Origin of the sequence: Denitratimonas organivorans (assembly GCF_037478135.1) — a bacterium.
Classification (GTDB): domain Bacteria; phylum Pseudomonadota; class Gammaproteobacteria; order Xanthomonadales; family Xanthomonadaceae; genus Denitratimonas.
Window position 1 is genome coordinate 22,339 of sequence record NZ_JBBHDV010000017.1, and the last position, 25,075, is coordinate 47,413.

The 25,075-nt window shown below is 64.5% G+C and carries 22 protein-coding genes; 9 read left to right on the plus strand and 13 right to left on the minus strand.

Annotated features, from left to right (window positions below):
• Positions 1-41 precede the first annotated feature (41 nt).
• From WDB66_RS14150 to trpE, 3 genes are all read left to right on the plus strand, one after another.
• On the plus strand, positions 42-2,507 hold the full coding sequence (locus WDB66_RS14150) for a heavy metal translocating P-type ATPase (RefSeq protein ID WP_339399256.1): 2,466 nt from the start codon (positions 42-44) through the stop codon (positions 2,505-2,507).
• A gap of 13 nt (positions 2,508-2,520) precedes the next feature.
• Complete coding sequence (gene cueR / locus WDB66_RS14155; RefSeq protein ID WP_339399257.1) at positions 2,521-2,913, plus strand: Cu(I)-responsive transcriptional regulator; 393 nt, start codon at positions 2,521-2,523, stop codon at positions 2,911-2,913.
• Positions 2,914-3,027: 114 nt separating this feature from the next.
• Positions 3,028-4,503, plus strand: a complete 1,476-nt coding sequence (gene trpE, locus WDB66_RS14160) for an anthranilate synthase component I (RefSeq protein ID WP_339399258.1) — start codon at positions 3,028-3,030, stop codon at positions 4,501-4,503.
• A gap of 174 nt (positions 4,504-4,677) precedes the next feature.
• Here the strand turns inward: trpE and WDB66_RS14165 are convergent, their stop codons facing one another.
• Positions 4,678-5,439: an SGNH/GDSL hydrolase family protein gene (locus WDB66_RS14165; protein ID WP_339399259.1), complete on the minus strand. Its 762-nt coding sequence runs from the start codon at positions 5,437-5,439 to the stop codon at positions 4,678-4,680.
• 131 nt (positions 5,440-5,570) lie between these two features.
• On the opposite strand from WDB66_RS14165, the gene WDB66_RS14170 reads away from it, so the two are divergent.
• Together WDB66_RS14170 and WDB66_RS14175 are read left to right on the plus strand one after the other, a co-directional pair.
• Positions 5,571-6,149 (plus strand): anthranilate synthase component II, encoded by a 579-nt coding sequence (locus WDB66_RS14170; RefSeq protein WP_339399260.1) that lies wholly within the window; start codon positions 5,571-5,573, stop codon positions 6,147-6,149.
• Between the two features lie 70 nt (positions 6,150-6,219).
• Positions 6,220-6,981 carry a pyridoxine 5'-phosphate synthase gene (locus WDB66_RS14175; protein WP_339399261.1) on the plus strand — a complete coding sequence of 254 codons (762 nt, stop codon included), beginning with the start codon at positions 6,220-6,222 and terminating at the stop codon, positions 6,979-6,981.
• 179 nt (positions 6,982-7,160) lie between these two features.
• Here WDB66_RS14175 and WDB66_RS14180 read toward each other — a convergent pair whose 3' ends face one another.
• The 12 genes from WDB66_RS14180 to dnaA all read right to left on the minus strand — a co-directional run bounded on the left by WDB66_RS14180 (position 7,161) and on the right by dnaA (position 20,967).
• Positions 7,161-7,568: an ExbD/TolR family protein gene (locus WDB66_RS14180; RefSeq protein ID WP_339399262.1), complete on the minus strand. Its 408-nt coding sequence runs from the start codon at positions 7,566-7,568 to the stop codon at positions 7,161-7,163.
• Between the two features lie 30 nt (positions 7,569-7,598).
• The gene (locus WDB66_RS14185; RefSeq protein WP_339399263.1) at positions 7,599-8,015 is read right to left on the minus strand and encodes an ExbD/TolR family protein; all 417 of its coding nucleotides are present in this window, start codon (positions 8,013-8,015) and stop codon (positions 7,599-7,601) included.
• A 37-nt stretch (positions 8,016-8,052) separates the two neighbouring features.
• Complete coding sequence (locus WDB66_RS14190; protein WP_339399283.1) at positions 8,053-8,760, minus strand: MotA/TolQ/ExbB proton channel family protein; 708 nt, start codon at positions 8,758-8,760, stop codon at positions 8,053-8,055.
• Between the two features lie 159 nt (positions 8,761-8,919).
• A complete protein-coding gene (locus tag WDB66_RS14195; RefSeq protein WP_339399264.1) occupies positions 8,920-9,591 on the minus strand; it encodes an energy transducer TonB in 672 nt (223 codons plus the stop codon).
• A 119-nt stretch (positions 9,592-9,710) separates the two neighbouring features.
• Positions 9,711-10,985, minus strand: coding sequence for a tetratricopeptide repeat protein (locus WDB66_RS14200; RefSeq protein WP_339399265.1), 1,275 nt, complete (start codon positions 10,983-10,985; stop codon positions 9,711-9,713).
• Positions 10,986-11,129: 144 nt separating this feature from the next.
• Positions 11,130-11,933: a M48 family metallopeptidase gene (locus WDB66_RS14205; RefSeq protein WP_489670872.1), complete on the minus strand. Its 804-nt coding sequence runs from the start codon at positions 11,931-11,933 to the stop codon at positions 11,130-11,132.
• 159 nt (positions 11,934-12,092) lie between these two features.
• Positions 12,093-13,058 carry an alpha-L-glutamate ligase-like protein gene (locus tag WDB66_RS14210; protein ID WP_339399267.1) on the minus strand — a complete coding sequence of 322 codons (966 nt, stop codon included), beginning with the start codon at positions 13,056-13,058 and terminating at the stop codon, positions 12,093-12,095.
• A gap of 3 nt (positions 13,059-13,061) precedes the next feature.
• Positions 13,062-14,642 carry an inactive transglutaminase family protein gene (locus WDB66_RS14215; protein WP_339399268.1) on the minus strand — a complete coding sequence of 527 codons (1,581 nt, stop codon included), beginning with the start codon at positions 14,640-14,642 and terminating at the stop codon, positions 13,062-13,064.
• 2 nt (positions 14,643-14,644) lie between these two features.
• Positions 14,645-17,083: a DNA topoisomerase (ATP-hydrolyzing) subunit B gene (gyrB, locus tag WDB66_RS14220; protein ID WP_339399269.1), complete on the minus strand. Its 2,439-nt coding sequence runs from the start codon at positions 17,081-17,083 to the stop codon at positions 14,645-14,647.
• Positions 17,084-17,151: 68 nt separating this feature from the next.
• Entirely contained in the window at positions 17,152-18,249 is a 1,098-nt protein-coding gene (gene recF, locus WDB66_RS14225) for a DNA replication/repair protein RecF (protein WP_339399270.1), read from the minus strand.
• Between the two features lie 37 nt (positions 18,250-18,286).
• Positions 18,287-19,390 (minus strand): DNA polymerase III subunit beta, encoded by a 1,104-nt coding sequence (dnaN, locus tag WDB66_RS14230; protein WP_339399271.1) that lies wholly within the window; start codon positions 19,388-19,390, stop codon positions 18,287-18,289.
• 248 nt (positions 19,391-19,638) lie between these two features.
• Positions 19,639-20,967: a chromosomal replication initiator protein DnaA gene (gene dnaA / locus WDB66_RS14235; RefSeq protein ID WP_339399272.1), complete on the minus strand. Its 1,329-nt coding sequence runs from the start codon at positions 20,965-20,967 to the stop codon at positions 19,639-19,641.
• 182 nt (positions 20,968-21,149) lie between these two features.
• Here dnaA and rpmH point away from each other — a divergent pair, with 182 nt between their 5' ends.
• From rpmH to mnmE, 4 genes are all read left to right on the plus strand, one after another.
• Complete coding sequence (gene rpmH, locus WDB66_RS14240) at positions 21,150-21,284, plus strand: 50S ribosomal protein L34 (protein ID WP_339399273.1); 135 nt, start codon at positions 21,150-21,152, stop codon at positions 21,282-21,284.
• Positions 21,285-21,422: 138 nt separating this feature from the next.
• On the plus strand, positions 21,423-21,845 hold the full coding sequence (rnpA, locus tag WDB66_RS14245) for a ribonuclease P protein component (RefSeq protein ID WP_339399274.1): 423 nt from the start codon (positions 21,423-21,425) through the stop codon (positions 21,843-21,845).
• Between the two features lie 58 nt (positions 21,846-21,903).
• A complete protein-coding gene (gene yidC / locus WDB66_RS14250) occupies positions 21,904-23,583 on the plus strand; it encodes a membrane protein insertase YidC (protein WP_339399275.1) in 1,680 nt (559 codons plus the stop codon).
• A 27-nt stretch (positions 23,584-23,610) separates the two neighbouring features.
• The gene (gene mnmE / locus WDB66_RS14255; RefSeq protein WP_339399276.1) at positions 23,611-24,951 is read left to right on the plus strand and encodes a tRNA uridine-5-carboxymethylaminomethyl(34) synthesis GTPase MnmE; all 1,341 of its coding nucleotides are present in this window, start codon (positions 23,611-23,613) and stop codon (positions 24,949-24,951) included.
• The last annotated feature ends 124 nt before the right edge of the window (positions 24,952-25,075 follow it).

Genomic DNA, 25,075 nt, shown 5'->3' on the forward strand with positions numbered 1-25,075 from the left:
GCCTTAGGCTGGGCATCCTCCAAGGCTGCACGGGAACCGTCATGAACACCTCCAGCGATGCCATCGTCCAGTTGCCGGTGCAGGGCATGAACTGCGCCTCCTGCGCGGGCCGGGTCGAGCGCGCGCTGGCCGCCGTGCCGGGCGTGAACCAGGCCAACGTCAATCTGGCCACCGGCAACGCCACGGTGCACACTGCGCCCGGCACCGCGCACGAGACACTGGTGCAGGCGATCGAACAGGCCGGCTACAAGGTTCCCGCCCGGCACATCGAACTGGCGGTGGAAGGCATGAGCTGCGCTTCGTGTGTGGGACGGGTCGAACGTGCGCTGGCCGCGGTGCCGGGCGTGAACCAGTCCAGCGTCAATCTGGCCACCGGGCGCGCCACGGTGCACGGCGTGGCCGATGTCGATGCGTTGGTGAAGGCCATTGCTTCCACCGGCTATCACGCACGTGCGGTGAGCGGCAGCGCCGCGCTGGACGAGGAACTCCAGGCCGAAAAGGATGCCGAACGCGATCACCTGCGTCGTGATCTGATCCTGGCCGCGGTGTTGACGCTGCCGGTGTTCGTGCTGGAAATGGGCAGCCACCTGTTTCCCGCCATGCACCACTGGATCGAGGCCACGATCGGCCTGCGCAACAGCTGGTATCTGCAATTCGTGCTGACCACGCTGGTGCTGCTGGGCCCGGGCCGGCGCTTCTACCAGCGCGGCCTGCCGGCGCTGGCACGGCTGGCGCCGGACATGGATTCACTGGTCGCGGTCGGCACCTTGGCGGCGTGGGGATTTTCACTGGTCGCAACCTTCGCACCGGGCCTGCTGCCTGAAGGCACCGTGCATGTGTATTACGAAGCGGCGGCAGTGATCGTCACGCTGATCCTGCTCGGGCGCTGGATGGAAGCGCGCGCCAAGGGCCGCACCTCGCAGGCGATCCAGCGTCTGGTCGGGCTGCAACCGCGTCTGGCGCGGGTGTCGCGCGATGGTCACAGCGTCGAGATTCCGATCAGCGACGTGGTGCTGGGCGATCAGGTCGACGTGCGGCCCGGCGAGCGCGTGCCGGTCGATGGCGAGGTCATCGAAGGCCGCAGCTTCGTCGACGAATCGATGATCAGCGGCGAGCCGGTGCCAGTGGAAAAGACCGCCGGCGCACAGGTTGTGGGCGGCACCGTCAACCAGCAGGGCGCACTGACCCTGCGTGCCACTGCGGTCGGCACGCAGACGGTGCTGGCGCAGATCATCCGTCTGGTGGAACAGGCGCAGGGCTCCAAGCTGCCGATCCAGGCGGTGGTGGACAAGGTCACGCTGTGGTTCGTGCCGGCGGTGATGGGCGCGGCGCTGCTGACCTTCATCGTCTGGCTCGCATTCGGCCCGACGCCGGCGCTGACCTTCGCACTGGTCAATGCGGTCGCGGTGCTGATCATCGCCTGCCCCTGCGCGATGGGGCTGGCGACGCCGACGTCGATCATGGTCGGCACCGGCCGTGGCGCGGAGATGGGCGTACTGTTCCGCAAGGGCGAAGCACTGCAACTGCTCAAGGACGCGCGCGTGGTCGCGGTCGACAAGACCGGCACGCTGACCGAAGGCCGCCCGGCGCTGACCGATCTGGAGCTGGCCGCAGGTTTTCAGCGGGACGAGGTGCTGGCACTGGTGGCGTCGGTGGAATCACGTTCCGAACATCCGATCGCGCGCGCCATCGTGCTGGCCGCCGAAGAGCAGGGCATCAGCGTGCCAGAACCGGCCGGTTTCCAGTCGGTCACCGGCATGGGCGTGCTCGCGCAGGTCGATGGCCGCCAGGTGCAGGTCGGTGCCGACCGTTACATGCAGTCGCTGGGGCTGGACGTGGCGGAATTTTCCGGCGTCGCGCAGCGTCTGGGCAGCGAGGGCAAGTCGCCGCTGTATGCCGCCATCGATGGTCAGCTCGCTGCGATCATCGCGGTGGCCGATCCGATCAAGCCTGATACCCCGGCCGCAATCGCCGCGCTGCACGCACTCGGTCTGAAGGTCGCGATGATCACCGGCGACAACGCCCGCACCGCGCAGGCCATCGCCGCACAACTGGGCATCGACGAGGTCATCGCCGAAGTGCTGCCGGAGGGCAAGGTCGAGGCGGTACGCCGGCTCAAAGTCGAACACGGCCGCGTCGCCTTCGTCGGTGACGGCATCAACGATGCACCGGCATTGGCCGAATCCGATGTCGGGCTGGCAATCGGCACCGGCACCGATGTCGCGATGGAAGCGGCTGACGTGGTGCTGATGTCCGGCAGCCTGCGCGGCGTGCCGAATGCGATCGCGCTGTCGCGCGCCACGCTGGGCAACATCCGCCAGAACCTGTTCTGGGCCTTCGCCTACAACACCGCGCTGATTCCGGTCGCGGCCGGTGTGCTGTACCCGGCCTTCGGCATCCTGTTGTCGCCGATGCTGGCGGCGGCGGCGATGTCGCTGTCCAGCGTGTTCGTGCTGGGCAATGCGCTGCGGCTGCGGCGCTTCCAGCCGCCGCAGGCGGTCGCGTGAACAGGCCGGGCGCATGAATATCGGAGAAGCCGCCAGCGCATCCGGCGTTTCGGCCAAGATGATCCGCTACTACGAGCAGGCTGGGCTGATCCCGCCCGCTGCACGCAGTGCGGCCGGCTACCGGCTCTACGGTGATGCCGATGTGCACCGGCTGCGTTTCATCCGGCGCGCGCGCGATCTGGGTTTTTCGGTGGCCGAAATCGGCGAACTGCTGGACCTGTGGCACGACCGCTCGCGCCGCAGTGCCGATGTGAAGCGTCTGGCGCAGGCGCATATCGCCGATCTGGAAGACCGCATCGCGCGCCTGCGGCAGATGGCCGACACCCTGCAGCACCTGGCCGGCTGTTGCGCCGGCGATCACCGCCCGGATTGTCCGATCCTGGCCGGACTCGAGCAGGCACCCTGATCCGTTCGTGATGATCCGGTTGGCGGGCAATCATCGCCGCTGCACATTGTTTGCTGCGATGCGGCATGCGGCGCTGGCATACTGGCCCGCCGCCCCTGCCTGTTGCCTGCTACCGTGATCGACGCCGACACCTTCCACGCCCTCGCCGCTGCCGGCCACACCCGCATTCCCGTCGTACGCGAGGTGCTGTCGGATCTGGACACACCGCTGTCGGTGTATCTGAAGCTGGCCGATGGGCCGCATACCTATTTGTTCGAATCGGTCGAAGGCGGCGAGCGTTTCGGGCGCTATTCGATCATCGGCCTGCCGGCACGGCGCGTGTTCTGTGTGTACGGCCACCGCCTCGACACGCTGGAACATGGCGAAGTGGTCGAATCGCGCCAGGTCGATGACCCGCTGGCGGAAGTCGAACGCCTGCGCCTGGCCTATTCGGTGCCGAAGATCGATGGCCTGCCCGGGTTCACCGGCGGGTTGGTCGGCTGGTTCGGCTTCGAATGCGTGGAATACATCGAGCCGCGCCTGGGCCACAGCGGCCTGCCGGACGAACTGGGCACGCCCGACATCCTGCTGATGCTGTCCGAGGAGCTGGCGGTGTTCGACAGCCTCAAGGGCCGGCTGTACCTGATCGTGCACGCCGATCCCTCGCAACCACAGGCCTGGGCGCAGGCGACGCGCCGGCTGGACGCGCTCGAACACCGGCTGCGCCACAGCGGCGCGCCGTATCCGGAAACGCTGCACGGCAAGGCGCTGGATGAAACCGATTTCGTCAGCGGTTTCACCCGTGAGGGCTTCATCGACGCGGTGCACCGCTGCAAGGACTACATCCGCGAAGGCGACGCCTTCCAGGTGGTGCTGAGCCAGCGCCTGAGCATTCCATTCCATGCGCGCCCGGTCGATGTGTATCGCGCGCTGCGCGGCATGAATCCCTCCCCATACATGTATTTCCTCGATACCGGCGCGACCCAGGTGGTCGGTTCCTCGCCGGAGATCCTGGTGCGGCTGCAGCAAGGTGAAGTCACGGTGCGACCGATCGCCGGCACCCGACCACGCGGGCGCACGCAGGAAGAGGATCTGGCGCTGGAAGCCGAACTGCTGGCCGATCCGAAGGAACGCGCCGAACACCTGATGCTGATCGATCTGGGGCGCAATGACGCCGGCCGTGTATCGGAACCGGGCACGGTCGAAGTCGGCGAACGTTTCGTCATCGAGCGCTACAGCCACGTGATGCATATCGTCAGCGAGGTCACCGGCAGGCTGCGCGACGGGCTGTCCTATATGGACGTGCTGCGCGCGACCTTCCCGGCTGGCACGGTGTCCGGCGCGCCCAAGGTGCGGGCGCTGGAAATCGTGCGCTCGCTGGAACCGGTCAAGCGCAACATCTATTCGGGCGCGGTCGGTTATCTGGGCTGGCACGGCGATGGCGATACCGCGATCGCGATCCGCACTGCGGTGATCCAGGACGGCCGCCTGCATATCCAGGCCGGCGCCGGCATCGTGCACGACTCGGATCCGGAAACCGAGTGGGACGAGACGATGAACAAGGGCCGCGCGCTGTTCCGTGCCGTGGCGCAGGCAGCGGGTGGGTTGTAAGCGGCCTGACGGAAGCGGAACTGCTTTCCCGGCCACAGGCATCGCGGGGGGAGCAGTGCTGCTGTGGAGTTCCGGGTTTCACATGCCACAGGAAAGCCGGAAGATCATCCACGCGCCTAACCGTGCTTCGTCAGCATCGCCCTGGCCATCAGTTTTGGTGATGGCAACGAAGCCTTACCCGGCAGTGCTCGCAACCGGGTTACCGGATGCGGTTTCCAGGTATTCGCGGATCTGCGCGGCGGCCAGTTCCGCCCATTGCGCATAGGCGAGGGCGCTGGGGTGAAAGCCGTCTGCCGCGATCAGGTCGGCGTCCGGATTCCAGTGCAATTCCAGAACCCGGCAATCCGGGCAGGATGCCGCCCAGCGCCGCAGATGCCGGTTGAACAGCGCCGCGCGTACGCCCAGATAGCCGCGCAGCGGGCGTGGCAGCGCGGTGAAATGCTGCATCGGCGGCAGCCCGGCGAACAGGATCAGCCGCGCTCCTGCATCCTCGCACAGCAAGCGCGCCAGCGCATCGACCTGTTCGATCCAGCGCGCTGCCTGCACATCGGACGTGACATCGTTGACGCCGGCGGACACCAGCGCGATATCGGTCTGCAACGGCAATGCCGCACGCAGGCGCGAGGTGATGGCCGAGGTTTTCAGGCCGGTGCGGGCCAGCAGTTTCCAGTGCACCGCATGGCCCTCTGGCAAGCCCTGCAGCAGGCGGCCGCACAACGCCTGATCCTGCTGTTCCACCCCGACACCGGCAGCGGCGGAATCCCCGAGCACCAGCAAGCGCAGCGCCGGGCCCGCCCCGACAACCCCTTCTCGCGGGCCGGAAGGTTCGGGCAGACGCATCATGTTCCGCCGCACCGAACGCGCCTGCGCCAGCAGGAGCGGAGCCAGCAACAATCGGCGCAATGACAGCAGCAATTCCGGTTCGGGACGGATCATGCGCGCCATTGTCGCAGGCTCGAACGGTTCTCCATGCCGCCACTGCCCCTATGCGACAAGGCGGCGCGCACGGATAATCGATCACTTGCGCGGCCCGCCGGATGGCCCGCGCACGCCACAGGACCGATGCCGTGCTTTTGATGATCGACAACTACGACAGCTTCACCTTCAACCTGGTGCAGTACTTCCAGATGCTCGGCGCCGAGGTGCGGGTCGAACGCAATGATGCGTTGACGGTGGATCAGATCGAACAGCTGGCGCCCAGCCACATCGTGATTTCTCCCGGACCGTGCACGCCGGATCAGGCCGGGGTGTCGGTGGAAGTGATCACGCGGCTCGGGCCGCATATTCCGACGCTGGGTGTCTGCCTGGGTCACCAGAGCATTGGCCAGGTCTACGGCGGCACCGTGGTGCGGGCCGGGCAGATCATGCATGGCAAGACCTCCGCGATCCGACATGGTGGGGAGGGCGTGTTTTCCGGACTGCCGGACGGTTTCCGGGCCACGCGCTACCACTCGCTGGTGGTGGACAAGGACCGCGTGCCCGAGTCGTTGGAAGTGACCGCTTGGACAGAGAACCCGGACGGCTCCATCGAGGAGATCATGGGATTGAGGCATCGCAGCCACCCGGTGCAGGGCGTGCAGTTCCATCCCGAATCGATCCTGACCGAGCATGGCCTGGCCCTGCTGGAGAACTTCCTGAAGCAGTAAGCCGCAAGAACAGCCGGGCAGGTATCAACCCGGGGATGCGTCATCGCGGGCGCCGGCCGATAATGGCGGCATGACCAGACTCAGTGTGAATCTCAACAAGATCGCGGTGCTGCGCAATTCGCGCGGCGGCGACCGGCCGGACATCGTGCAGGCGACGCACACCGTGATCGCAGCCGGCGCGCAGGGCATCACCCTGCATCCACGCCCGGACATGCGCCACGTCCGGCCTGCGGATGTACGCGCGGTGGCTGCAGCCATCGGTGGCCGGGTCGAGTACAACCTCGAAGGCAATCCCTTCGCGCCGGCGCGGGGCGAATATCCCGGTTTCCTGGCGCTGGTCGACGAGGTTCGGCCGGATCAGGCCACGCTGGTGCCGGATTCGGATTCGCAGATCACCTCCGATCACGGCTTCGATCTGGACAGGGATATCGAACGCCTTGCCGGGCCTGTGGCCGCGCTGAAACGTTCCGGTGCACGCGTCAGCGTATTCGTCGATGCCGGCGGTACTTCAGGTTTCGATCAGGCACGGGCAATCGGCATCGACCGGATCGAGATCTACACCGGTCCGTACGCCCAGGCACATGCCGACGGTGATGCGCTGAAGGCGCTGGAACAGTGTGCCGTGACAGCCCAAGCGGCCCTGGCGGCCGGGCTTGAGATCAACGCGGGGCACGACCTGAACCAGCTCAACCTGGGTCCGTTCCTGCACGCCTTGCCGACGGTAGCCGAGGTGTCCATCGGCCACGCGCTGATCGACGATGCGCTCTATGCCGGGCTGGATGCCACGGTCCGAGCTTATCTGGACGTGATCGGCAAGGCGTTTTCACGCTGAAGCCGACGGGCTGAAACCGGAAGGGAAGAACCGTTCCGGATTAAATAATGGCAGTGACTATGTCAGTTGCATTGCAGCGTAGGCACTGCAGGTTCCCAATGGCTGTCAGCGCATGAAGCAGGAAAGAAAAACGCCACCCGAAGGTGGCGTTTTCTGTTTTTCTGCGATGTCGCCGGAACTTACATCGTCTCCACGAAGCCGATCTTGATCATGCCGGCATTCTTGGCCGTGGCTAGCACTTCGGCCAGCACTTCGTAGCGCACCTCGGGGCTGGTTTCCAGCTCCAGGGTCGGCTGCGGATCACGCGATGCCTCGACCATCAGCGACGGCTTCAGCGCCGACTTGGGCAGCTGGCTGTTATCCCAGAACAGCTGGCCGCTTTCATCGATACGCAGGCGGATCGGTGCCGGCGGATCCGGCGGCGGATCGACCGGATTATTGGTCGGCTGCGGCAGATCGATCTGGATCTCATAAGACAACATCGGTGCGGTGACCATGAAGATGATCAGCAGCACCAGCATCACGTCGACCAGCGGCGTGACGTTGATGTCCGCCATTGCACCGCTGCCACCCGAACTGAAAGCCATGGGTCAGATTCCTTTTATGCGGTGGTGGGGTCAGCGATCCGGCGTCGCGACAAAGCCGACCTTGGCGATACCGACGTTCTTGGCCGTCTTCACCACTTCCTGCACCACGCGGTAGCGCGTGGTTCGGTCGGCGCGGATGTCGATACGCGGCTGCGGCTTCTTCTGAGCTTCAAGCGCAAGCTGGGATTCCAGCATGATCGCGGTGATCGGCTCGTCGTTCCAGAAGATGTCGCCATTTTCCTTGATCGCCAGTGTGATTGGGCGACCCGGATCGGTCGGAGTCAGGTCCAGATTGGCTTCGGGAAGCTTGATCTGGACCTTGTGGGCCATCAGTGGCGCCGTGATCATGAAGATGATCAGCAGCACCAGCATCACGTCGACCAGCGGCGTGACGTTGATATCGGCCATCGGTGCGCCGCCACCATTGTTGTTGCTGCTGAATGCCATCTTTAAGAACCTCTGTGCTTCACTGCGGCGACCGGACTCAGCGCTTGCCGGTGGCGTCGCTGACGCGCGAACCGGTGGCGAAGAAGTCGTGCAGGTCGTGCGCGAAGCTGTCGAACTTGGCGTTGGTGTCGCGGTTCATCCGGACGAACCAGTTGAACGCCACCACCGCCGGGATCGCCACGAACAGACCCAGAGCGGTCATGATCAGGGCTTCACCCACCGGGCCGGCCACGGCATCGATCGAGGCCTGACCGGTGGCGCCGATGCGGATCAGCGCTCCGTAGATGCCCCACACGGTACCCAGCAGACCGATGAACGGTGCGGTAGCACCGGTGGTCGCCAGCCAGGTCATGCCGGATTCGAGCTTGGCACTTTCGCGGGTCACGGCCTGACGCAGGGCACGGTCGATGAACTCGGAACGGTTCAGGGACTCGACCAGACGGCTGCCTTCGTTCCGCTGATGGTGCAGGGCTGCCTGCGCGGCATCCAGAGCGACCTTGGAGAACGGTTCGTTCTTGGGCTGCTCTTCCATGGCGCGGATGGCATCAGCCGGGTTCGGTGTATCCCAGAAGGTGCGGATGACCTTTTCGGCACGAGCGCGGATCACGCTGTTCTTGAGCCAATTGACGACGGTGTAGTACCAGGAGCCAATCGACATGATCACGAGCGAACCCAGCACGATCCAGGAGACCGCGAACTCGCCCGGCTTGGCGGTCATCTCATTGAGGAGATGACCGAAGCCCATCTGCGACAGGGCATCAGCATCGGATGCTCCGGAAAAGCCAGGAGCGGCCGTCTGGGCGGCTGGATCGACCGCAGTGGGCGCCGGAGGCGGTGGCGCGACCGGGGTCTGTTCTGCTGGCTGGGTGGAAGCTGCATCTTGTTGCATAACGCCTGTCCCTTCTTAGAGATCACTGAGCTTGAAAGAAATGGGTACGAGTACCCAGCTTTGGATGGCCGTGCCGTCACGCATGCCAGGGTTGAATTTCCACTCGCGGACCGCATCCATCGCGGCACGGTCCAACAAGCGGGAACGGCTGGATTTCTCGACTTCGATCTGTACCGGATCACCGTTGACACCGACCAGCACGCGCAGGATCACTTCACCTTCCTGACGCTGGCGCACAGCCTGCGGCGGGTAGCGCGGCGGACGGTAGCGGCGGTAGCTGGTGTCCTCGCTGGCCGCGTAGTTGGCGACCGGCGCGGGCGGAGCCGGCGGGGCCGGCGGCGGAGCCGGGATCGACATCGGGGTGGGATCGTCCAGCACCACCGGTGGTGCAGCCGGCGGAGCCGGAGGCGGCGGGGTCGGACGTTCGATGATCTTCGGTGGTGGACGCTTCGGCGGTTCCGGCGGCGGCGGCGGCGGGGGTGGTGGCGGCGGCGGCGGCTCGATGAAGGTGACCTCGACCGTTTCCGGCAGTTCTTCTGCTGCCTGGGGCGGTGCGGCCGGTGTCAGCATCAGCATGAACGCCGAGGCATGCAACGCGATCGCGAAGGAAAAGCCGGCCACGCGCGTCCAACTGAACTTGCGGGTGGGATCGACATCTGTATCGGTTGTGGAGTCGTATTGCGTCATGCGTAGGCTGGGATACGTTCGGGTTCTTGCACCCGCTGTGGCGGGACCGCAGGGCATGCCCTGCATTGCGTTGGCGGGAATGGGTTAGCTTATACCAAGGGGCCAGTCTGTGCCTACGGTTAACGGGAGGCGTTGCGCTTCAGCCAGTCTTCAGCGACCTGTTTCGTCTCCGGATATTTGGCTGCTTCGCGGTAGGCCGAAACCAGTCCGGCACGGTTGCCCAAACCATGTTCGGCCCTGCCGATGACAATCCATGCATCACCCGGCCGGCTCAGGCCCTTGGCAATGGCTTCCTGGGCATATTTCTTGGATTCGGCGAAGCGCTCTTCGTTGCTCAGAATGCGGGCCAGATTCAGTGCGCCATCCCCCTTGTCGGAGAACGGCAGCGCCTTGCGATAGGCCTCAATCGCTTCGTTCGGCTTGTCGGAGAAGTAGTAGGCCTGCCCCAGCATGGTGTAGGCCTCTGCGCTGGGCTTGATGATGTTCTTGGCCAGCCCGTCCTGGATCACCTCGATGACCTGGGCTTCCTTTTCGTCCATGTTCAGGTACAGGGCGTAGAGCTGGCGGTAACCGCGATCGTCGAGCAGGTTGGCGGCACGGGCACGCTCCAGCGTGGCGGTGGCTCTTTCTTCCTGCTCGATCTGCGCGTACATCGTGGCGACGTTGTAGATCAGACGTGGATCGTTCGGACTCTTGGCCAGCATTTCTTCGCCCAGGACGATGGCCTGGTCGTACTGCTCGGCGTTGATGTAGGACGCCAGCAGCATCTGGGTCCAGCTTTCCTGGGGCCCATCGCTCGCGGCGATGGCACGGCGAAGCGGGTCTGCGGCTTCGGCGTAGCGCTCGGCCTGATAAAGCACCGCACCCTTCAGCGCCAGGGTCTGGGCATCTTCCTTGCGGGTTTCGGCCAGCACACGGTCGAGGGTGTCGTTGGCGGCATCGAACTGGTCTTCCTGGTACTGCAACTGGGCGATCTGCAGCATCACCTGGAAGTGGTTGTTGTTGCTCAGGCCTTCGCTTTCCAGAGCCTTCTGATAGGCCTCGATGGCGCCAACGTAGTCGTCCTGCTCGGCCTTGGCCATGCCGATCAGCTGGTAGGCGAGGGCGCGCTCGAAGGCGCCGGCGGAACGGTGCCCGATCAGAGCCTCGGCCTGGCTGATGACGGCCGGATAATCCTGGTTTTCGTTGGCTTCCAGCAGACGCTGAAGGTCGCGCTGGGTACGCTGCGAAGCCTTGGTGCGGGGCTCGGCACGGGTAGCATCCGGAAAGAGCACTTCTTCCTTGGTCTGCCTTGACTCACCGCGGCGGTTACGCTGGGCGTCGGCGGTCTCGACGACGAACAGGCCAAGCAGCAAGAACAGCGCAGCGGCTTTAATGAAGGTGTGGGCGTTCATGATCTGGTGTCCCTTTCCGTACCGATTGAAGCGGCGCCTGGCGCCAGCTCCTCGAAGCGAGCGGGCAAGCCTAATGGCATTGGATGTCGTACTCAACCGTTGTTTTCGTTCAATTCCTTGAGGCCCTGCACGCTTTGACCCGACTCATCCGCAACGCGGGCTGCGACCGGCGCTCCGTGCGGCGTTGTAATCGTTCATCAGTTGCGGGGCGTTCTGCTTCAGCACTGCGGCGCGCTGGCCCGAATCCGGGTGCGTCGACAGCAGCCGCGGCGGACTGGCGCCACCACCGCTGGCGCGGATCATGTTCTCCCACAGCGTGGCCGCCTCACGTGGATCGAAGCCGGCCTTGGCCATCAATTCCTGACCGATGCGGTCGGCCTCGCTTTCATGCAGGCGCGAATAGGGCAGCAATACGCCGACCTGGGTGCCGGCGCCGAGCAGCGCGACGACCTGTTTGACCTGGTCGGGCGAGGCGTTGCGCCCGACATAGGCGCCGACCAGGCTGGTGCCGGCCTCGGCCAGCACGCTCTGCGACAGGCGCTCGTTCGAATGGCGCGCGATCACATGGCCGATCTCATGCCCGATCACCGCCGCCAGCTGGTCCTGGTTGCTCGCGACGCGGAACAGGCCGGTGTTGAGGCCGACCTTGCCACCGGGCAGGGCGAAGGCATTGGCCGAGTCGATCGCGAAAACCTGCACTTCCCACTGGTAGGCCTGCCACTGTTCGGGCAGCTGCCTGACCAGATGGCCGACAATGCATTCGGCGGTGGCGCGCTTTTTCGCATCGGTGGAAAGCTTGTCGGTGGCCTTCATCTGCTGGAACGTGGCCAGGCCCATCTGGTTGACCTCGGCATCGGACACCACCAGCAGTTGGCGGCGCCCGGTGGGGGAGGTCGCGCAGGCCGCCAGCAGCGCCAGCAGTACGGCGGCCAACATGATTCGCGGCAACATGGCAGTCTCCTCACGCGTTCGAGGTGGATGGGAAGCGATCATACGGCCAGAAGCAGGTGCTTGTCGTTGGGCGAACGTACAATGGCGCTCCCCTGCCCGCAGGACGCCATCGCCACAGACGCATGTACGGCATGCGGAGGCCGCCGGATCCGGCGTTCAACCCAGGGTCGGAAAATTGCGCCGCGAGAAGTCCACGCGTTCGTCCGGATCGGTTGACAGGCCGCCGGCCTCGGCCAGCGCTTCGACCTTGGCGAGGCGGTGGCCCAGGCCGTTGCCGTTGGCGATCTGGATGGCCAGGCCGGGACGTGCGTTGAGCTCCAGGATCATCGGGCCCAGATTGCGGTCCAGCACGAAATCCACGCCGACATAGCCCAGCCCGGACAGTTCGTAGCAACGTGCTGCCATCTGCAGCAGCTCCGGCCAGTGCGGGATCTGCAGGCCGACGATGCTGTGTTCGGTATCCGGATGTTCGCGGATGATTTCCGTGCCCCAGACCCCGCGCCGGGTCAGGCCGGTGGGAATATCGATACCGACCCCGATAGCCCCCTGATGCAGGTTGGCCTTGCCATCGGACATGCGCGTGGGCAGGCGGATCATCGCCATGACCGGATAGCCCAGGAAGACGATGATGCGCACGTCCGGCACGCCGCGGTAGCTCACCTGGTCGAAGATCGGATCGAACTGCACGCAGTATTCGATCAGCAGGTGATCCGGCTGGCCGCCGAGCGAAAACAGCCCGGACAGGCCGTTGGACAGGTGGTGCTCGAACTCGCCGCGCGACATCAGCAGGCTGTTGGAACGGCGGTACTTGTCGCCACGGCGGCCGCTGATCACCAGGATGCCGTCGCCGCCGGACCCATGCGCCGGCTTCACCACGAACTGGTCGTGGGGCGCCAGTTTGTCGTGCAGGTCGGCGATCTGGTGTTCCTCGCGCACCACCGCGTACAACTCCGGTACCGGCAGGCCAGCGGCAATCGCCAGCTGCTTGGTCAGCAGCTTGTCGTCCACGCGTGGGTAGAACTTGCGCGGGTTGTAACGCAGCACATAGCTGGCGTTGCGCTCGCCGATGCCGATCAGGCCGATTTCGCGCAGGCGCCGGGCGGTACGGAACAGGCCGTACATGGATCAGCCCGCCTTGTCCGCAGGTGGGGATGCATCATCCGGCAGCACATGCACTTCCGATTCGCGCGCCAGATTGCGGAAGCGCAGCAGTTCGGACAGGCGATAGCCGGAGTAGCGGCCCAGCACAAGCGTCAGCGCCAGCAGCAGCAGCAGCACTTCCGGGAACACGAAGACGAAGTGTTCCAGCGGATCCCAGCTCATCACCACATAGGCGATCGAGGCCACCACCAGGGTGCCGATCGCTTCGCGGATCGCCGGGCCAGCGCCGCGCTCTTCCCAAGCCACCGAAATGCGCTCGATGGTCATGGCCAGGATCACCATCGGGAACAGCGCCACCGACAGGCCCACTTCCAGGCCCAGACGGTTCGAGATCACCGATACCGCCGCCATCAGCAGTACCACCAGGATCAGCACCGCCGTCAGTCTGGGCACCAGCAGCAGGCGCAGGCGTTCCATGTAGAAACGCACCAGCAGGCCGGCGCTGATCACCACCACGAACAGGATGATGCCGGCCAGCAACTGGGTTTCGCGGAACGCCAACGCCACCAGCACCGGCATGAAGGTGCCATAGGTCTTGACCCCGACCAGGTTGCGCAGCAACAGCATGATGAATGCGCCCACCGGTACCATCAGCAGGATACGGTAGACCTCCTGCGCCTGCAGCGGCAGACTCAGCAATGAGTAATTGACGAGGTTGGCGTTCTGGACTTCGAGCCGGCGTTCGGCCACCGCCATGGCATCCGCGAGATTGCGGCTGACGCTGTAGCTGATCTGCGCGCCAGGAGTGTCATCCACCGTCATGATCTGGCTGTCGTCGCGGCTCCACAGGAACAGATCCTCGGGCCAGCCTTCGGCCGCGCTGCGCGGATCGATGGTGACCCAGCGCACTCCATTGTGCACCTGCAACCACGGCAGCATCGGCTCTTCGCGCTGGGTTTCGCCCAGCTCCAGCCCGTGCACCACGCGCGCCGGGATATGGCGGGTGGTCAGCAACCGGGTCAGAAAGCGGGCACGCTCGTCGGCGCTGTCCAGACGCTCGGACAGCAGCGCCACTTCCTGACTGGGGTTGTCGTGGTTGAAGCGCCGTACCAGCTCCTGCGCAAAGGTGGCGATGTCGGCCGAACCTTCGCGCACCTGGCCCAGCAGGATCTGCGCAGCAGTGGCGTAGGGTTCCTCCAGCTCCGCCGGTTCGCCCAGGCGCGGGGTTTCGTTGAACGCGGCATCGGACGGCGACGGACCGCGCACGACGGTGGCGCGGTAGTACAGCACCTGCTTGCCGCTGGCACGACGCGTGGTCCATTGCGCCTCGCGCGAGCCGCGCCGCACATCTTCCAGCAATGAGTAATTGCGCGCTATGAAGCGCTCATCCAGGATCGTGAAGCCCGGCGGATCGGCCGGCAGCAGCAGGCTGACCTTGTTCGCACCGCGGCGAGGCTGGTATTCGATCCGCGCCTGCACCGACCAGACCTCGACCTCGGCGGCCGGCTGCAGCGGAAAGCTCAGCACCTTCCACTTGTAGATGATCGCGCTCATCCCAGCCAGCGCGATCAGGAAGGCAAGCAGGTAAAGCTGGGTTTTCTTCATATTCAGATGTCGAGGTTGGCCACGCGCAGCGCGTTGTCCTCGATGAATTCACGGCGTGGCTCGACCACATCCCCCATCAGCGTGGAGAACACCTGGTCGGCCGCGACCGCATCCTCGATCCGCACCCGCAGCAACCGGCGAGTATCCGGGTTCACGGTGGTTTCCCACAACTGCTCCGGATTCATTTCACCCAGGCCCTTGAAGCGCTGGATGGTGCGGCCACGACGTGCCTCTTCCATCAGGAAAGCATGCACCTGGGAGAAGTCCTCCACCGGCTGGTTGCGGCCACCGCGACGCACCTGGGCGCCGGGCTGGATCAGGCCGGAAAGCTGGGTGGCCATATCGACCAGCGGGCGCAACTCGCCGCTGTCGAACAGCCCGGCCGGCAGCGACTGGTTGACGCTCAGACCGTGATGCAGACGTTCGATTACCAGCGCCCCGCCCTGCTCGGCATCGGCCGCCTGCACATGGATGCGGTAGCGCGGCTTGCCCAGACCGCTTTCGGCCAGGCGTGCTTCCAGCTTGCCGGCCCAGGCCTGCATCGCGGCCGCATCGGTGAAACTTCCCGATCCCAGCGGCGGCAACGACAGCATTTCCTGCAGCACCTGCGGATCAAAGCGGTGCGCCAAGCGGGCGATGCACTCCTGCGCAGCCACATAGGAAGTCATCAATGCCTCCAATGCCTGACCAGAAATTGCTGGAATATCAACAGCATAGGAGAATTCAGCACCCTCCACGGCATGGCTGATCAGATAACTGTTGAGGGCTTCATCGTCCTTCAGATAGATCTCGTTCTTGCCCTGCTTGAGCTTGTACAGCGGCGGCAGGCCGATATAGACGTGGCCGCGCTCGATCAGTTCAGGCATCTGCCGGTAGAAGAAGGTCAGCAGCAGGGTGCGGATATGGGAACCGTCCACGTCCGCGTCGGTCATGATGATGATCTTGTGGTAGCGCAGCTTGTCCGGGTTGTACTCATCACGGCCGATGCCGGTGCCCAGCGCGGTGATCAGGGTACCGACTTCAGCGGACGACAGCATACGGTCGAAGCGCGCGCGCTCGACGTTGAGGATCTTGCCACGTAGCGGCAACACCGCCTGATTCTTGCGGTTGCGGCCCTGCTTGGCCGAGCCGCCGGCGGAGTCACCCTCGACGATGAACAGCTCGGACAAGGCCGGATCCTTTTCCTGGCAATCGGCCAGCTTGCCCGGCAGGCCGGCGATATCCAGCGCGCCCTTGCGCCGGGTCAACTCACGTGCCTTGCGTGCAGCTTCGCGTGCACGCGCGGCATCGACCACCTTTTCCGAAATGGCACGCGCGTCCTGCGGGTGTTCCTGCAGGAAATCGGCCAGGCGCTCGGCGAACACCGATTCCACCACCGACTTGACCTCGGAAGACACCAGCTTTTCCTTGGTCTGCGAGGAGAAGCTCGGATCCGGCACCTTGACCGACAGCACCGCAATCATGCCTTCACGCATATCGTCACCGGACAGGTTGACCTTGGCCTGCTTGGCCAGACCGTTCTGCTCGATGTAACTGCTCATCGTGCGCGTCAACGCCGCGCGGAAGCCGGCCAGATGGGTGCCGCCATCCTTCTGTCCGATGTTGTTGGTGAAGCAGAACATGGTTTCCTGATAGGCGTCGGTCCATTGCAGCGCCACGTCCACAACAATGTCGTTCTGCTCGCCGGTGACGGAAATCACGTTCGGGTGCAGCGGCGTCTTCAATTGCGCCAGGTGCTCGACGAAGCTGCGGATGCCACCTTCGTACTGGAAGACATCGTGCTTGCCCTCGCCACGCTCGTCGATCAACTCGATCTTGACGCCTGAATTCAGGAACGCCATTTCGCGCAGGCGGCGCGCCAGCACGTCGTAGTGGAACTCGACATCGGAAAACACGTTCTTGGCGGGACGGAAACGGATGCGGGTACCGTGCCGGTCAGAGTCGGCCACCGCCTTGAGCGGATACAGCGGCTCACCCACGCGGTATTCCTGCTGCCAGTGCGAGCCATCGCGCCAGATGTCCATCCACAGATGCTCGGACAACGCATTGACGACCGAAACACCGACGCCATGCAGGCCACCGGACACCTTGTAGCTGTTGTCGTCGAACTTACCGCCGGCGTGCAGCACGGTCATGATGACCTCGGCCGCCGAAACCCCTTCTTCCTTGTGGATACCGGTCGGGATGCCACGTCCGTTGTCGCTGATCGAGACCGAGCCATCATTCATCAGGGTGACCACGACGTGATCGCAGTGCCCAGCCAAAGCCTCGTCGATGGCATTGTCGACCACTTCGAACACCATATGGTGCAGGCCGGTGCCATCGTGCACGTCGCCGATGTACATACCGGGCCGCTTGCGGACGGCCTCCAGACCACGCAGAACCGTGATCTTGCTGGAGTCGTATGCGGTGGTGTTCTGGGGATTCTGGTCTTCGCTCATATGCTCGCCGATGAGGCACGCGGAGCCGGGTGGGCACCGCGCCTGCCTTGTGAAATCACGATCCTTCATTATAGCAGTGGGGCAATCGCAGCATGTTCCACGTGGAACATCGCGCTCGGGCGCAACGCATCGGCGGGAAGCGGAATGGGTGAGGTGCCAGTAATGAACACCTGTGCCGGCACCTGGATCAGATAATCCAACGTCTGCGACAGGTGGTGGGCATCCAGTTCGGAAGCCAGATCATCAAGCAGCAGCACAGGCCATTGGCCACGGTCCTGGGAAAACCCCAGCGCCTGCGCCAGCAAAGCGGCCAACACCACGAGCTTTTCCTGTCCGCGTGAAAACATTTCCCGGGCCGGTGCGCGCTCGAACCCGATCGACCAATCGGCCCGGTGAGGGCCGACCGTGGTATGCCCAAGCAGCAGATCACGCGAGCGGGCGCTGGCCAGTGCTGCGGCCAACCCCTCCTCGCTGCTGTCACCGGACCAGCCAGGCAGATAGCGCAACCGCAGCTCACCCAACTCAGGCAGGAAGCGGGTCAGGCTTTGCGCCAGCAGTGGTTGGAAGGTCGCAAACCACTGTTGCCGCTGCCGGGTCAGTTCCGCACCCTGGCGCGCCAGCTCCTGCTCCCAGGAATCCAGCCCGGCCGCAGCACCGCCGGACTGCTTCAATAAGGCATTGCGTTGCTTCAATGCGCGCTGGTAACGGCGCCACACAGGCAAGAAGGCATGTTCCACGTGGAACAATGCCCAATCGATGAAGCGACGGCGGTGCTCGGACCCACCCGACACCAGGGCATGACTGTCGGGCTCGAAGCAGACCACGGCCAACTCCTGGAACAGGCGGCTCAACAGCTCGACCGGCTCACCGTCGAGCCGTGCGCTCCAGCCACGCAGACTGCGCGACAAGCCGAGACGGACCGGCCGGTCATCGGCTTCGGAAAGCAATGAGGCGAAAACGCGCAGCTCCGATTGGCCCTGGCGGATCAGCGAATCACGCACACTGCCGCGGAACGAGCGTCCGGACGACAGCAGATGGATAGCTTCCAGCACCGTGGTCTTGCCGGCGCCGTTGGCGCCGGTAATCAGGTTGATGCCGGGGGCGGGTTCGAACTGCGCGTGATCGAACACGCGCAGTTGTTCGATCGTCAGATTGCGGATTCGCATACGGCAACGGGCTGCGTCGGACGCAGCCGGTGACAGGTCACAGCCGCAACGGCATCACGACATGGCGGCAACGCGAATGGCTGGCTTCACGCACCAGCGCACTGGAGTTGGCGTCGCGCAGGCTCAGTGTGACTTCGTCTTCGCGCAGCGAGTTCAGGGCATCCAGCAGATAGGTGACGTTGAAGCCGATCGACAGGTCGCTGACGCTGGTGCGGGCTTCGATCTCCTCAACCGCCTCTTCCTGTTCCGGGTTGTGCGCCACGATGCGCAGCTGGTCCGGCGAGAACTCGATCTTCACGCCGCGGTACTTTTCGTTGGACAGGATCGCGGCGCGCTGCAATGCGGCCTTGAACACTTCGCGTTCGAGCGTGGCTTCCTTGTCGGCGCCGATCGGGATCACCGCGTCGTAATCGGGGAAGCGGGCGTCGATCAGCTTGGAGGTGAAGGTAACGTCTTCACGCCGCACCCGCAGATGGCTGCGGCCCACTTCCAGATCGATCGCGCGATCCCCGCCTTCGAGCAGACGCTGCAATTCCAACACGCCCTTGCGCGGCAGGATGATCTGGCGGCGTGTGGTGCTGCCGTTCTCCAGACTGGCTTCGCACAAGGCCAGGCGGTGGCCGTCGGTGGCCACGCAGCGCAGCTGGTCTTCGCGCAGGTCGAACAGCAGGCCGTTGAGATAGAAGCGCACGTCCTGCTGCGCCATCGCGAACGAGGTGCGTTCGATCAGCTCGCGCAAGGTGGCCTCGGGCAACTGCACCGTTTCGGTGACTTCCAGGCTTTCGGTGGAAGGAAATTCCCGCGCCGGCAACGTCGACAGGGTGAAGCGGCTGCGTCCGGCATTGAGACTGATGCGTTCTCCGTTCAGAGCAAACTTCAGCAGGCTGCCATCGGGCAGGGCGCGGCAGATATCGAACAGCTTGCGGGCCGGAATCGTGGTTTCACCGAACTCGGTGTCTCCTTCCAGCCCGGATCTGGCCACCATCTCCACTTCGGTATCGGAGCCGGTCACCGACAGGCCATTGGCATCGACGGATACCAGCAGGTTGGCCAGCACCGGCATCGTCTGCCGCCGTTCGACGACGTTGATGACCTGTTGCAGTGGCTTCAGCAGAACTTCGCGTTGAATGGCAAATCGCATGGTCGGTTCCAAGAACAAAAGTTGTTTTATAGAAACAGGTGGTGGAGGCGGTGTCGCGAAAAACCGGGTAAAACGCCTGTAACCTTTTGTTTCCCCTCGTTTTTATGCTGACATCAAGTCGCCGGAAAAGTGTGCGTCCGGTGCTGGAATACCTGTGGATAGTTTTGCCGCTGGCGCGGCCGTCCAAAGTTATCCACACCTTGTTCCGGGGGATGTGCCGCATAGAGTACCGATTCCCGCGTCCGGCTTCATTCGGTCAGCTTGCGCATCAACTTGTCCCAGTCTTCGCGCAGGATGCCGTCAGTCTCCTTGAGCTTGCCGATATGGCGGCAGGCGTACATCACGGTGGAATGGTCGCGTCCGCCAAAGGCATCCCCGATTTCCGGCAGGCTGTGCTGGGTCAGTTCGCGGGTCAGGGTCATCGCCATCTGCCGCGGCCGTGCCAGGTTGCGGGTGCGGCGCTTGGACAGCAGGTCGGCCACGCGCAGCTGGTAGTAGTCGGCCACCACCTTCTGGATGTTGCCGATCGAGATCGCCTGCTGGTGGGCACGCAGCAGGTCGCGCAGGGTTTCCTTGGCAAACTCGATGCTGATCGGCTTGCCGGTGAAATTGGCCCGCACCGCCAGCGTGTTGAGCGCGCCTTCCAGATCGCGCACGTTGGAGCGCATGCGTTCGGCCATCAGGTAGGCGACCTCGTCGGGCAGCGCAACCTGGCGTTCCTTCGCCTTGCTGATCAGGATCGCGGCGCGGGTTTCGAAATCCGGCGGCTCGACCGCGACCGAGAGGCCCCAGCCCAGGCGCGAACGCAGCCGCGGTTCGAGGTTTTCCACTTCCTTCGGATAACGGTCGCAGGTCAGGATCATCTGCTGCTTGCCGTCGAACAGCGAGTTGAAGGTGTGGAAGAACTCTTCCTGCGTGGTGTTCTTGCCGGCGAAGAACTGGATGTCGTCCAGCAGCAGAGCATCCACGCGCTGGAACTGGCGCTTGAACTGGTCCATGGTCTTTTGCTGCAGCGCCTTCATCATCTCGCTGAAGAACTGGTCCGAGCGCAGGTACAGCACCCGCATGCCGGGGCGCTGCGCCAGCATCAGATTGCCGGCGGCGTGCATCAGATGGGTCTTGCCCAGGCCGGTGCCGCCGTACAGCAGCAGCGGGTTGTAGGCTTGCCCGGGATTCTGCGCGACCTGCCAGGCCGCGGATTTGCCGAGCTGGTTGGACTTGCCCTCGACGAAGTTGTCGAAGGTGTATTCGACTACCAGGTTGGTGACGAAATTCTCGCTCGGCGTGCTGGTGTTCGGACGGGAGGTCTTGGCCCGTGGCGCCTCGCTCGCCAGGCTGCCCACCTCCAGCTGGGCCTTGGCTCCACCCTGCCCGGAAACCTGCTGCAGCAGCTCGACGATGCGGGCCAGATAACGCTCGCGCACCGTGTCCATGACGAAGGCGTTGGGCGCGAACAGCAGCAACGTGTTCTCCGCCGGCGAACTGCGGACTTGGAGCGGTTTGACCCAGGTCAGGAACTCCTCGGCGGGAAGTTCGGATTCCAGGTGGGAAAGGCACAATGGCCAGGCGGCAAGCATGGGGAACGGCACTCCACGCAGGACCGCTGGCGGCCTGCGATCAGAAAGACTCGGGAAGGCAGGCCAGTCTACCCGCAATCCCGGTGGGTGATGAAATCGGACCATTGGTCAGGTTCTTGACAGCGCAGGCTATCCGTGGGTATATTTTCCGGTTCTTCCGTCCACAATATCTTGGTGCCGCCATGAAGCGCACGTTCCAGCCCAGCAACCTCAAGCGCGCCCGTACCCATGGTTTCCGCGCCCGCATGAAGACCCCGGGTGGTCGCAAGATCATCAATGCGCGCCGTGCCAAGGGCCGCGCCCGCCTGTCGGCCTGATCCCCGTTCGTCACGGCCGCCTGCCGGCCGAACCGATCAGTCTGATTCAGTCAGTTTGATTCAGGTTGCACCCACACTGCCGGTCGTACCCGCATTTGCAGCGGGTGCCGGCAGTTGTCGTTGACAAGGGAAAAACGGATGCATGGCTTCGGTTTCCCGCGTACGGCCCATATCCGGGCCTCCGACGATTTCTCCCGTTGCTTCGCTACCGGCCGGCGTGCCGGCGGGCGCTATTTCCGTTGTGTTTTCCGGCCGGCCGATGCCGATGGGGCCGCAGCCGGTGCACGCTTGGGTCTGGCGATTTCGCGCAAGGTCGATCCGCGTGCGGTGGAGCGCAACCGGATCAAACGCCTGGTGCGCGAATGGTTCCGCCATCAGCGCCACGGCTTTGCCGCCGGCGACCTGGTGGTGACGGGCAAGATCGAGGCGCGAGGCGTGGACTCCGCGGATCTGTTCGCCGATCTGAATGGCATCGCCCGGCGGCTTGCATTGATGCGCGCTGCCACAGCGGTCACAATGCCGGGTTCTTCGCGCCCGTCAGCTGACAACGACGGTTCCTGATCCTCATTTCCGATTCTGGATGCAGTCCTTTTGCGCGGCTGCACGCCACCCACCGCCCATGACCCAGACCCGTACATTCCTCCTCATCGCCTGGTTGGTCGTTGCGTTCCTGCTTTGGGATGCGTGGCAGAAGGACTACAACCGCCCCGCTGCGGCACCGGCGCAGAGTGCATCGGTGGATGCGCTGATCCCGTCGGCCGCCGATCCCGGCGCCTTGCCCGCGCCAGGCGAGATCCCGAACGCCCCGGTGTCTAGCGAACGGCCCGAGGCCGATGTCCAGGTGCCGGCAGAAGCCAGTGTGGTGCTGGCCAATGATGTGCTGCGCCTGACGCTGGACGCGCGCGGTGGCACGGTGTTGGTGGCCGAATTGCTGGACTACGCGCAGCAACCCAAGGGCGAACAGGTTCCGGTGCAATTGCTCAGCCAGGATGCGGCGAATTATTTCGTGGCACAGAACGGCCTGGTCGGCAGCCCGGCGGCGCCTTCGCATGAAGATACGATGCAGCCGCAGCGCGGCGACCAGGTGCTGGCCGATGGCGCCGAGTCGGTCGAGTTGCCGTTTCTGTGGCGTGGCGCCGATGGGGTGGAAGTGGAACGCAGCTATCGCCTGGCGCGTGGCAGCTATCTGCTCGAAGTCACCGACACGGTGCGCAACAACGGCACCACCGCGTGGTCGGGCAATGCCTACCACCAGCTGGTGCGGGTGCCGCCGCCGGCCACGCGCGGTGGTTTCACCAATCCTGCGAGCCTGAGTTTTGTCGGCGCCGCCTGGTACAGCCCGCAGGACAAGTTCGAGAAGCGCAAGTTCGACAAGTTCGATCCGCGCAAGCCATTGCGCATCGACGTGACCGACGGCTGGATCGCGATGCTGCAGCATTACTTCACCGCCGCGATCATCCCGCCGGCAGGTGAAGCCTCGGTGTTCAGCAGCGCTGCGCTGTCCAACAACCGGTATCTGATGCGCGAGGTCGGCAGCGGCTTCAATGTCGCGCCCGGCGCCCAGGCCAGCACCACCACGCGCCTGTATCTGGGCCCGAAGATGCGGCAGGAGCTGGAAGCCATCAGCCCCGGCCTCGGCCTGACGCTGGACTACGGCATCTTCACGGTGCTGGCGCAGCCGATGCACTGGCTGCTGTCGATGCTGCACAAGCTCACCGGCAACTGGGGCTGGGCGATCGTGCTGCTGGTGGTGGTGATCAAGGGCGCACTGTTCAAGCTTTCCGAAGCGCAGTACCGCAGCTTCGCGAAGATGCGCAAGGTGCAGCCCCGCATCGAGGCGCTGAAGGAACGCTACGGCGATGACCGCCAGAAGTTCCAGACCGCGATGATGGAGATGTACAAGAAGGAAAAGATCAACCCGCTCGGCGGCTGCCTGCCGATTCTGGTGCAGATCCCGATCTTCCTGTCGCTTTACTGGGTGCTGGTGGAGGCGGTCGAGCTGCGCCACGCGCCGTGGATCCTGTGGATCCAGAACCTGACCGCGCCCGATCCGTACTTCATCCTGCCGGTGGTCAACCTGGTGACGATGTGGGCCACGCAGAAACTGTCGCCGGCGCCGGGCATGGATCCGATGCAGAAGCGCATGATGCAGGCCATGCCGATCGTGTTCGGCGTGATGTTCGCGTTCTTCCCGGCCGGCCTGGTGCTGTACTGGACCACCAACGGTCTGCTCGGCCTGCTGCAGCAGTGGCTGATCATGCGTCGGCATGGAGAACCGGCCGCCGCAGCCGCCAAATAAGTTCGCCTGGACAGGTGCGATGCGCTGATGCAGCACAACGACACCATTGCCGCGATCGCCACGCCGCCTGCTGCAGGCGGCATCGGCGTGATCCGGGTCTCCGGGCCGCAGGCTGGCGTGATCGCGGCTCATTGCCTGGGCAAAGCTCCCACGCCGCGCCATGCGCATTACGCACAGTTGCGCGATGCGCAGGGCGAACTGATCGACAGCGGCCTGCTGCTGTGGTTTCCCGGCCCGGCCTCGTTCACCGGCGAAGACGTGCTGGAACTGCAGATGCACGGCAGCCGGCCCTTGCTGCATGCGCTGCTGCGCGAGCTGTATCGCCTTGGTGCCCGCCCGGCGCGGCCGGGCGAATTTTCCGAACGCGCCTTTCTCAACGGCAAGATCGACCTGGCCCAGGCCGAGGCCATCGCCGACCTGATTGGTGCCGGCTCCGAAGCAGCGGCCCGCGCTGCGCAACGCAGTCTTCAGGGCGAGTTTTCACGCATGGTCGGGCAGTTGGTCGAAGATACGATCGGGCTGCGGGTCAGTGTTGAATCGGCGATCGATTTTTCCGATGAAGACATCCAGATGCTCTCGCCTGCCGCTTTGCTGGAACGGTTGGAGGCGCTGCGCACGCAACTGGAACAGGTGCTTGATGCCGCGCGTCGCGGTCAGCGCCTGCGCGACGGCTTGCACGTGGTGATCCTGGGCCCGCCCAATGCCGGAAAATCGAGCCTGCTGAATGTGCTGGCAGCCGATGACCGCGCCATCGTCACCGCCCAGGCCGGCACCACCCGTGATCTGCTGCGCGAAACCATCGAGATCGACGGCATCGAACTGACCCTGGTCGATACCGCCGGCCTGCGCGAAGCCGAGGATCTGATCGAACGCGAGGGCATCCGCCGCGCGCATGAGGAATCGGCGCGTGCCGATCTCATCCTGTATGTGGCCCCGGCCGTGCCGGAACCGGGCGCGACACCGGATCCGCCGCCCCGGCACAAAGGCGTGGAACTGATCCGGGTGCACAGCAAGATCGACCTGACCGGTGAACCGGCACGCCGCGAACAGCTGACCGATGGCGAACACCTCTGGCTCTCGGCCAGCAGCGGTGCCGGCCTTGATCTGTTGCGCCAGTCCCTGCGTGCGCATGCCGGTCTGGAGCACGGCGACGGCGGCTTCAGCGCCCGCGCCCGTCACGTCGAAGCACTGCTGCGCACCAGCACCCACCTGGATGACGCGGAGCAGAACCTGCAACATGGTGCCGAGCTGGAACTGGCGGCCGAAGACCTGCGCCAAGCCCAGATCGCGCTCGGGGAGATCACCGGCGAATTCAGTACCGAAGACCTACTAGGTCGGATATTTGCAAACTTTTGCATTGGCAAGTAGTGCAGCAGGGAACTTCAGCCAAAAATGCTTTTGCGCTTGTCCTGGCTTTGACTTAAGGTGCGGCATCGTGCACCGCGCAATCCGGGCCTGAAGCCAGACCGCTTCAGGCGTGGCTCCGGCCAGG

Coding starts and splice junctions, on each gene's coding strand:
- WDB66_RS14215 (WP_339399268.1), bottom strand. CDS start 14,642: ATGAAGAAAACCCAGCTTTACCTGCTTGCCTTCCTGATCGCGCTGGCT.
- dnaA (WP_339399272.1), bottom strand. CDS start 20,967: ATGCTTGCCGCCTGGCCATTGTGCCTTTCCCACCTGGAATCCGAACTT.
- WDB66_RS14210 (WP_339399267.1), bottom strand. CDS start 13,058: ATGTACGGCCTGTTCCGTACCGCCCGGCGCCTGCGCGAAATCGGCCTG.
- recF (WP_339399270.1), bottom strand. CDS start 18,249: ATGCGAATCCGCAATCTGACGATCGAACAACTGCGCGTGTTCGATCAC.
- WDB66_RS14200 (WP_339399265.1), bottom strand. CDS start 10,985: ATGAACGCCCACACCTTCATTAAAGCCGCTGCGCTGTTCTTGCTGCTT.
- dnaN (WP_339399271.1), bottom strand. CDS start 19,390: ATGCGATTTGCCATTCAACGCGAAGTTCTGCTGAAGCCACTGCAACAG.
- gyrB (WP_339399269.1), bottom strand. CDS start 17,083: ATGAGCGAAGACCAGAATCCCCAGAACACCACCGCATACGACTCCAGC.
- WDB66_RS14180 (WP_339399262.1), bottom strand. CDS start 7,568: ATGGCTTTCAGTTCGGGTGGCAGCGGTGCAATGGCGGACATCAACGTC.
- cueR (WP_339399257.1), top strand. CDS start 2,521: ATGAATATCGGAGAAGCCGCCAGCGCATCCGGCGTTTCGGCCAAGATG.
- rpmH (WP_339399273.1), top strand. CDS start 21,150: ATGAAGCGCACGTTCCAGCCCAGCAACCTCAAGCGCGCCCGTACCCAT.
- WDB66_RS14165 (WP_339399259.1), bottom strand. CDS start 5,439: ATGATCCGTCCCGAACCGGAATTGCTGCTGTCATTGCGCCGATTGTTG.
- mnmE (WP_339399276.1), top strand. CDS start 23,611: ATGCAGCACAACGACACCATTGCCGCGATCGCCACGCCGCCTGCTGCA.
- WDB66_RS14185 (WP_339399263.1), bottom strand. CDS start 8,015: ATGGCATTCAGCAGCAACAACAATGGTGGCGGCGCACCGATGGCCGAT.
- WDB66_RS14195 (WP_339399264.1), bottom strand. CDS start 9,591: ATGACGCAATACGACTCCACAACCGATACAGATGTCGATCCCACCCGC.
- WDB66_RS14150 (WP_339399256.1), top strand. CDS start 42: ATGAACACCTCCAGCGATGCCATCGTCCAGTTGCCGGTGCAGGGCATG.
- yidC (WP_339399275.1), top strand. CDS start 21,904: ATGACCCAGACCCGTACATTCCTCCTCATCGCCTGGTTGGTCGTTGCG.
- WDB66_RS14190 (WP_339399283.1), bottom strand. CDS start 8,760: ATGGGCTTCGGTCATCTCCTCAATGAGATGACCGCCAAGCCGGGCGAG.
- WDB66_RS14175 (WP_339399261.1), top strand. CDS start 6,220: ATGACCAGACTCAGTGTGAATCTCAACAAGATCGCGGTGCTGCGCAAT.
- rnpA (WP_339399274.1), top strand. CDS start 21,423: ATGCATGGCTTCGGTTTCCCGCGTACGGCCCATATCCGGGCCTCCGAC.